Below are 7,483 nucleotides of genomic sequence, written 5' to 3' on the forward strand. Positions count from 1 at the left end.
ATGCAGAAAGATAAGGAGTATAATTCTATGAGATATATCTTAGCCTCTGCCTCTCCAAGAAGAAAAGAACTTATGGAACAGGCAGGATTCCGATTCGAAGTAATTCCATCTACTGTGGAAGAAAAAATTACAAAGACCATTCCATCCGAAGTGGTGATGGAACTGGCTGCCCAAAAAGCGCAGGATGTATTCGAACACCACGGCACCAAAGATTGTGTTGTAATTGGTGCAGACACGGTTGTCGTATACCGTGATGAGATTCTTGGCAAGCCAGCCGATAAAGCGGAAGCCTATGACATGCTTTCCATGCTGGCAGATCGTACGCATCAGGTCTACACAGGCGTATCCCTAATCATCTCTAAAAAGGGACAGGTGCATACAAAGACCTTCTATGAATCAACAGATGTTACTTTCTGCCCGATCTGTAAGGAAGATCTGCGTGCCTATGTAGAATCCGGCGATCCACTGGACAAAGCCGGCGCTTATGGAATTCAGGGGACATTTGCCATCCATGTAAAATGCATCAAAGGAGATTACAACAACGTAGTCGGTCTGCCTGTCTGCCGTCTGTATCAGGAATTGCTCTCTGAGTATGTATCTCCTTTGTCAGAATGATAGTTATAAAGATTTTTTCGTTCTTTTAGTTTTTTCAAATCTTTTAAGTGTTTGATCGGCCCCATTGATTTGATGGGGCTTTTCCATTCTCTGGCAATCTGTCGTCGAAGATCCGTATCTAATCTGCCTGGAGGCTGAATATCCAGTTTCTTATGGACCACATCATTCTCTGATGCATAGTTAAAAGATTCCGTATCCATAATCTGCCGCCCAAAATCTTCCCATGTATATTTCCTGTCATGTTCCATCCTGTAATATGCAATATCTCCAATCACATATCCATTCTTATCCATCTCCAAGACATTCCACTGACTGACAAAATTCCCCTCCCGGTCAAGAATGAACTCAGAATGAAAATCAGGTGTAAGACGCTTCTTGTTCTCCCTTCCTCTCTGATACCTCCAATAATCTGAATCTGACGGATACTTATTGTGAAGACGCGCCGGCTCTCTGAGCAGTTTTCTTCCGTTCAATCCGCCACGCTCATTTGCTGCAAATACATAGGCTTCCAGAGCCTCCTCGTCCGTCATTCCTTTTTCTTTAAAATACTTTCGGACATATGTGATATTGTGCCTGTCAATATACATACGGAATTGATGAATCATCCGCCCTTCTTCATCCGGTATTTCCAATAATCCGATATCACCATATTCAGCGACAACCATATCCGCCCATCTCTGAAATAACGAACTATGTGGCGGTACTCTCTCCCCTACGAGGAAGCCTTTCTTAAACTGCAGCATCCCATGTGAATCGATATAGCCGCCCATTTTTCGAATCACATCCATGATCCGACCGTATCTCAAAGTATTGGTTCTACATTCTTTCATATACTGTCCCCGATATCTTATACTAGACAAAGTTTCAAACTATTGTAACTGAATCATCCATACAGATTCTATATGTTCCATAATCTTAGGCATTATATTCAGCCAGCTGATGCAATGATTCAAAATGATAGCATCTCCACTAATAACCCCATCCCTTTGTTCTAATGTCCGATCTACATCATTGATTACTTGAACCTTTACAGACACATCATATTTATCTGCACACTCTATAATCAAACTTGATAATCTGCCCGAATTGGAAACTGGCGCATCTAAGTAAAAGCAAGCATTTTCTATCCCTAAGAAATCCAATTGATGCAATATCAGTTCAATTGCTTTTTTCGTTTGCTCAATAATGTGATAAGTTCCACGTAGTCCTGCCAAATCGCGTATTGTTCCATCTCCACAGGCAAAAACCGGACCTCCTGACAACGCTACCTCCAATGTAATAATTGTATTGAAGCCATCAATATGCACTGTTTTAGGCAGATTATTCTCTGCTTGAATTAATCGTTCTTTACGGTTCCGTTCCACAATCCATTCTTTGGGCGATACAGTTCTTGCCAGGGCTAAACGCTGCCGTTCCGAAAATAGATAGTGATTGCCGACAAATGTTGTCGTTTGCTTTACTCCATATCCCTGATCCAGAAGAAATTGTACTTCTCTTGCCGCTTTTTTTAATTGTTCTAACTGGGTTCCGGCAAATTGTTTTTCATCTTCCGGGACGTAACCTCGTTTGCCCATAGCATTTTCCTTTCATCAGTTTATTCGCATTTAATTTTTATGCATAACTTGCAAAGACCTGCCACTGGCAGTTTCTTCCGGATACCTTGACAATTCAAAATGCGCTGTAACCTTATAAACCAATTCATCAATTGTCATTGTTCCATCACTGATAATTGACATATAGTTTTCCGCTTTACACTGTTGTTGTCATATCCATATTATTCATATCCATCATTCAATATTTCTTCTCTATACTCAATGATTTTATCTAATATCTCTTCCCTATCTATCTTCCCAAAATCCGTCGTATCCACAATAATATGTGGACCATTTGCCACGAAACAATCCATCCCCCGATTAGTAATCCCTGCCACGAATCCTTCATATGAAATCGAAGTTACATCGCCTGGCGTTCCTCTCTCGGGATAACATTGATTGACAACATGTCCACGATGCCTGTCTGGACTATCATTTCTTTCCAGAAAACGCTGATATATTTTCTTATAGTCACCTGTTAAAGTAACAGTAATTGCCGTATAGGAATATTTTTCAAGAATCGCAAGCAGCCCTTCTCTTGAAATATTCTCAAAATTATTCTCCAATATAAAAGGTTGCTGTCTTTTCATTAACTGCTCGGCCATATAGTACATGATATCCATACTGGCAATTCCTAATCGAACCTTTTCTTCTCTTGACCGGAATCCGATTACGTCATACATCAATTCCTTAATGTTATCTTTTGAAATAACTGGCAGGTTCAAATGATTGGCCAAAAATTCAGCCATTGTACTCTTTCCGGAAGCCGGAATTCCAGTAATTAATATACAGTACATGATGGTACCTCCACATCTATGCTTTTATATTATTTTGCAAAATATAATAATCTGTGTAAATTTCACGGTCATGCCCACCGATTAATTTTTCCTCTGATGCTATAAATCCCATCTTTTCTAATGCAGATTTCCTCTCTGAAGCAAAACCAAGAACCTTCGTTGCAATCGTCTTACATTCAAATACATCAAATGCAGGCAGCGTAATCAGAGATAATATTTCAAGGATTTTTTCTGATTGTTCGTAATCACTTCTTAAATCTAACCGCAACAGGCCACAATGATTGAAATAGTCATCCGATCTACGATGGAACAACTCAATTGTTCCAATCGCATGCTGAATTTTTTTGTCATAAATTGTCCAGCGTACAAAGCCTTCTCTCTGGTATTCCCACAGCCAGTAATCGATTGCGCTTTGCATACGTTCTAATGACGTATAGTAGAAATCATCACCACCACAATTATCACTGTTAAAGAATGGTACGGCTTTTTCATCCGAATATACCAATAATAAATCTGGTGCATCTGACATATCTACAAGTTTCAGAAGATAATTTTCATTTTCATATACAGGACATTTTTCATATGGACTCACCATAAGACACCTCCGTTTTTTTCTCCAGTGTAACATAGCATATACGACAACAGGATGTCATAATTATTGATACAAAGAGACAACTCTTGAAGCTGCTTTCGACATATTGGCTACTTTTTCCAATGTATGTTTTGCCTTTTGATCTTCCGTAGCCGTTATCAGACCTTGTAATGCTGTTAAAATATAAGAATAGTCATCTGAAGTAACAAATTCATAGTGCGGCAGCCATTAATAGACTCAATAAGTATTTTACGATTCATCCGGTACCTTTTCTCTTAATGAATTACATATGGCAGCAGATGTATATTGAACCGGAAATCTTCTTCGTCCAATCTATATTTTTCCAATAACTTCGGTCCACAACTGTTGGATCCGATACCATTCTGACGATAATCCAGGCACAGTACCGTATAGCCACTTGGCGCCAGTTCGAAATTATGCGCTTTTTCCGTCAATTCTTCCTGCGTGTAGATAGAAGCATTGAATGCAAATTTATCATCTCCAACCGCTGCAAGCCCTGCGTTTGCTCCTCTTACCAGTACATAATCACAATCTGTATGACTTCCATTTTCCTGTGGTTTGATATAGTCTTCGTGCATCAGCCGGACATCACTTGAATATTCGCTGTGACTTCCTGCACGGCATTTATCACAGTAACTTTCCTGAGGTCCTATTCCATAGTATGTCACATCCGTCATCTGCTTTGGCAGGAACAGCCTAAGTCCGAATCTTGGAAGTTCAGGGAATACCGTATTTCGTTTCACCTGTATATTGACTTCTATTTTACCCGTATGCTTTACAGTCCATGTAGCCTCAATTTCCAGAATCCGCTGTATGATTACAGCGGAAACAGACATCTTACTGCAAATTACAACCTGATCTTCCTCCTGCCTGAAATCCGTACTGTAAGCGCGTGTCACACTCTTATCATAATGAGCCGCCATCCATTCGAATTTGATCTTCCGGTCATTATCCGTTGGCGCTCTCCAGATATTTACCTCCATCGGTTTTTCAAGTATCTGGTTTTGCTCATATACCATATTCTTAAATAAACCTGTCAGTTTATTATATACATACCGGAAATTTGGATGGCACAGATACAGGTATCGGTCATCTTCTTCCACAGAGATTGGAGCAAACTCTTTATCCAATGCTTCCGGCCGTGTTTTCCGCCTTGTTTCCTGCATCGTTCCCTGTATCGTTTCTCGTTCTAAGAGTTCCAGCTTTTTCTGATTCCTTCCATCTTGATTTTTGAGCCGAATCTCATCAAATCCTAACAAATACTTTTCCGGAAGAATCTCAGTCTTATTTGCCAATTCATAGTATACCTTCAAATAACAACTTCCTTTTTCCGGCACCTGGATATTCAATTTCAAAACCGCTTCTTCATGCGGTGCAACAGAAGGCATCTCCATCTGTGGGATAATACCAGAATCTACAATCTGTCCATCGCAGTTTACTTCGTATCGGATGCTGAGATAATCTTTTAGATTCACAAAATCCATATAATTGTGTAGCGTACAGTCTCCACTCTCCTGCTCGAAACGGACGATTCTTGCCGGGCGATGTACATTTTTAAATTCTAACAGTCCCGTATGTACTCTACGGTCCGGATACACCAACCCATCCATACAGAAATTCCCATCATGTGGATATTCTCCATGATCTCCACCATAATAATAAACATCTTTCCCTTCTATTGTTTTGCCCTTATAAATTGCATGGTCACACCACTCCCACACGAATCCGCCACAAAAGCCAGGTCTCTCCTGGATTACTTCAAAATATTCCTCCAGATCGCCAGGACCATTTCCCATTGCATGGCTGTACTCACACATTACATACGGCTTATCCGGATCACTGTCAAAATATTCTTGAATCTCCTCAAACGGCGGATACATCCTACTGTGCAGATCCAGATTGGAATAATCATACTTCCGGTTATTCATGGTATAACGGGCGCTTTCAAAATGGGTAAGACGGCTCTGGTCGAATTCCTTCGTCCACTTGAGCGCAGCCTCAAAGGTGCATCCATATGCACATTCATTTCCCATAGACCAGATTACAACACAAGGACGGTTCTTATCTCTGTGTACACATCTATAGGTACGATCCAGTGTTGCCTCGGTAAATTCCGGATTATCTGCAATCAATTGATTCCATTTCGTTCTCCTATTTTCCCAAGTACAGTCTTCCATATAAAGATCATTCGCTCCGTGGCTTTCATTATCTGCCTCGTCAATCACGAAGAACCCGTACTGATCACAGAGTTGGTAGAATTGCGGTGCATTTGGATAATGACTGGTACGGATGGCATTGACATTATGCTCTTTCATAAGGAATAGATCTTTCTTCATCTGTTCCGGACTTATAACAAAACCCGTTACCGGATCACTGTCATGACGGTTTACTCCATGGAATTTCACAAGCACTCCATTCACATATACAGCCTGATTGCGTACAGTAATCTCACGGATTCCCAAACGATCAGTGATCACTTCGCCCTCCGTCTCATATACAACAGTATAGAGATACGGCTCTTCCGCATTCCACAGATGTGGCTTTTGCACTTCCAGCCGAATTTCTGACTGGTATAAATCCTGTTTTTCTAAAACAAAATTCTCATTCTGTTCCTCACCAGACTCCCTCGCCATTACTCCAAAAGGATTCTCACAGCCATCCGTATTATTTTCAACCTTACCTTTGGCAACTAACTGGTTTTCAGCGTCATAGATACTTACAGAAACCGGAATCTTTTCCGCCAAATACTTAAACCGAATATCAATTGCGGCCTTTTCTTCCTGTATATCTGTGGTCAAGAAATAATCGAAGATTCCCTCTTCCGTACGTTTCAGCAAATATACATCGCGGAATATTCCACTCATCCGAAACTTATCCTGATCCTCCATATAACTTCCGTCACACCATTTCAATACAAGAAGCGCAAGTTTATTTTCACCATCTGTCAGATAATCCGTTACCTCAAATTCACTGGTGGAGTGTGATACCTGACTGTAACCTACATATTTCCCATTGATCCACAGATAAAAACAGGAATCCACTCCTTCAAAATTCAAGAAAGCTCTTGGCGCTTTTTCATCACGCTGATAATAGAAACTATGTACATATTCACCACATGGATTTTCCTGTGGCACATAAGGCGGATCTGCCGGAAATGGATAACGGGTATTCGTATACTGGTGTTTGTCGTATCCATAATTCTGCCACATTCCGGGCACAGGAATCGTATCAAACTCTTCCACGCCGTAATCTATCTCATAAAAATGTTCTTTTACATCATAAATACTTTCAAAATAGCGGAATTTCCATTCGCCTGTAAGTAACTGCATCCTGTCGGATTCCTCTCTGTTCATTACGAGATGATCCATTCTTTTCGATGCCGGAATATAGTACGCTCTGTTTGGCATGGTATTCTCATGCAGCATGTGTAGATTTTCATAATATCTTGACACAATCATAATCCTATTCCTCCTGAATCTGTATTCTATAAAATAATACAACCATATAGTATATATTTTACTTATATTTCCTTATTTAGGCAATGTCATGAACGCATTATTTATTAGAAAACAGTATCATATTCACATGACAAAATCCATTTATTTATTTATTTTTTCTTTCTTTTCTTTCTGGAATTTATTATTTTCTGTTATTTTTGAATTTATTTTATTTTTTTCTGTTTTTATGCTTGACATTTGAACTATATTGAGATATTATAATAACAACAAAACAAAAGGAGGACGGACCACCAAAAACTTAAGCTTATTCTAAAAAACAAATTTAATGAAAAAGAGGTAAAGACCGATGGGAACGTAATTCTAATTTAAAAAATCACTATTTGAAATAATAGTTTCAGATAGATAAGA

Annotated in this window: 7 protein-coding genes; 1 reads left to right on the plus strand and 6 read right to left on the minus strand. The window is 39.6% G+C overall.

The genetic code is table 11. From position 1 onward, the window contains the following. Positions 1–27: 27 nt before the first annotated feature. Positions 28–615: a Maf family protein gene (locus ACQRBN_RS08120; protein ID WP_427738497.1), complete on the plus strand. Its 588-nt coding sequence runs from the start codon at positions 28–30 to the stop codon at positions 613–615. Here the strand turns inward: ACQRBN_RS08120 and ACQRBN_RS08125 are convergent. The 6 genes from ACQRBN_RS08125 to ACQRBN_RS08150 all read right to left on the minus strand — a co-directional run bounded on the left by ACQRBN_RS08125 (position 573) and on the right by ACQRBN_RS08150 (position 7,075). Further along, positions 573–1,445, minus strand: a complete 873-nt coding sequence (locus ACQRBN_RS08125) for a DUF3114 domain-containing protein (protein ID WP_427738498.1) — start codon at positions 1,443–1,445, stop codon at positions 573–575. The genes ACQRBN_RS08120 and ACQRBN_RS08125 overlap by 43 nt on opposite strands. 39 nt (positions 1,446–1,484) lie before the next feature. After that, the gene (locus ACQRBN_RS08130; RefSeq protein ID WP_427738499.1) at positions 1,485–2,189 is read right to left on the minus strand and encodes a DUF434 domain-containing protein; all 705 of its coding nucleotides are present in this window, start codon (positions 2,187–2,189) and stop codon (positions 1,485–1,487) included. 30 nt (positions 2,190–2,219) lie between these two features. Further along, positions 2,220–2,351 (minus strand): hypothetical protein, encoded by a 132-nt coding sequence (locus tag ACQRBN_RS08135; protein WP_427738500.1) that lies wholly within the window; start codon positions 2,349–2,351, stop codon positions 2,220–2,222. Between the two features lie 38 nt (positions 2,352–2,389). After that, positions 2,390–3,004: an AAA family ATPase gene (locus ACQRBN_RS08140; RefSeq protein WP_427738501.1), complete on the minus strand. Its 615-nt coding sequence runs from the start codon at positions 3,002–3,004 to the stop codon at positions 2,390–2,392. A gap of 16 nt (positions 3,005–3,020) precedes the next feature. Beyond that, positions 3,021–3,599 carry a GNAT family N-acetyltransferase gene (locus ACQRBN_RS08145; protein ID WP_427738502.1) on the minus strand — a complete coding sequence of 193 codons (579 nt, stop codon included), beginning with the start codon at positions 3,597–3,599 and terminating at the stop codon, positions 3,021–3,023. A 272-nt stretch (positions 3,600–3,871) separates the two neighbouring features. After that, the gene (locus tag ACQRBN_RS08150) at positions 3,872–7,075 is read right to left on the minus strand and encodes a glycoside hydrolase family 2 TIM barrel-domain containing protein (protein ID WP_427738503.1); all 3,204 of its coding nucleotides are present in this window, start codon (positions 7,073–7,075) and stop codon (positions 3,872–3,874) included. Between the last annotated feature and the right edge of the window lie 408 nt (positions 7,076–7,483).

This window comes from Bariatricus sp. SGI.154, from assembly GCF_050313795.1.
Classification (GTDB): Bacteria; Bacillota; Clostridia; order Lachnospirales; family Lachnospiraceae; genus CAMBRQ01.

What these genes read in the sequence shown, in the direction of transcription:
- ACQRBN_RS08120 (WP_427738497.1), top strand. Translation starts at nt 28, where the DNA reads ATGAGATATATCTTAGCCTCTGCCTCTCCAAGAAGAAAAGAACTTATG.
- ACQRBN_RS08125 (WP_427738498.1), bottom strand. Translation starts at nt 1,445, where the DNA reads ATGAAAGAATGTAGAACCAATACTTTGAGATACGGTCGGATCATGGAT.
- ACQRBN_RS08130 (WP_427738499.1), bottom strand. Translation starts at nt 2,189, where the DNA reads ATGGGCAAACGAGGTTACGTCCCGGAAGATGAAAAACAATTTGCCGGA.
- ACQRBN_RS08135 (WP_427738500.1), bottom strand. Translation starts at nt 2,351, where the DNA reads ATGTCAATTATCAGTGATGGAACAATGACAATTGATGAATTGGTTTAT.
- ACQRBN_RS08140 (WP_427738501.1), bottom strand. Translation starts at nt 3,004, where the DNA reads ATGTACTGTATATTAATTACTGGAATTCCGGCTTCCGGAAAGAGTACA.
- ACQRBN_RS08145 (WP_427738502.1), bottom strand. Translation starts at nt 3,599, where the DNA reads ATGGTGAGTCCATATGAAAAATGTCCTGTATATGAAAATGAAAATTAT.
- ACQRBN_RS08150 (WP_427738503.1), bottom strand. Translation starts at nt 7,075, where the DNA reads ATGATTGTGTCAAGATATTATGAAAATCTACACATGCTGCATGAGAAT.